Below are 525 nucleotides of genomic sequence, written 5' to 3'. Positions count from 1 at the left end.
TGGCCGACATTCCCGGCGTCGTCGACCCCGAGGCCGCGCGCAGCGCGATCGCCAAGATCGAGGGCGCCGCCGGGGCCCGGGCGCAGGACGCTTCGGCCGCGGCAACGGCCGTCGACGAGCCCGCGCCGGTGGAGAACCGGGCCGCCGCCGCGGTGCGTGCGGCCGTGCAGTCCAAGCACGCGCTGGCCATCGACTACTACTCCGCCTCCCACGACACCCTGACCAGCCGGGTCGTCGACCCCATCCGGGTGCTGCTGATCGGCGGCCACAGCTACCTGGAGGCCTGGTCGCGCGAGGCCGAGGGCGTTCGGCTGTTCCGCTTCGACCGGATCGTCGACGCCAGCGAGCTCGATGAGCCGGCCGCGCCGCCCGAGCCCGCCCTGCACGCGCCGCCGGACACCTCGCTGTTCGACGGCGACCCGGCGCTGCCGTCGGCCAGCCTGCGCGTGGCCCCGGCGGCGTCCTGGATGTTCGAGTACTACCCGATGCGCGACGTGCGCGAGCTGCCGGACGGATCCTGCGAGG

Annotated in this window: 1 protein-coding gene; it reads left to right on the top strand. The window is 75.2% G+C overall.

What is annotated here, in order from left to right; translation table 11 throughout:
- Positions 1 to 525 (top strand): YafY family protein (locus tag A5622_RS15675; protein WP_156748683.1); only part of this gene is annotated, 525 nt, incomplete at both ends.

This window comes from Mycobacterium sp. 1245801.1 (genome assembly GCF_001673055.1).
Lineage (GTDB): Bacteria > Actinomycetota > Actinomycetes > Mycobacteriales > Mycobacteriaceae > Mycobacterium > Mycobacterium europaeum_A.
Note: the sequence above shows the minus strand (reverse complement) of the source record. Positions and strands in the feature narration are given on the sequence as shown.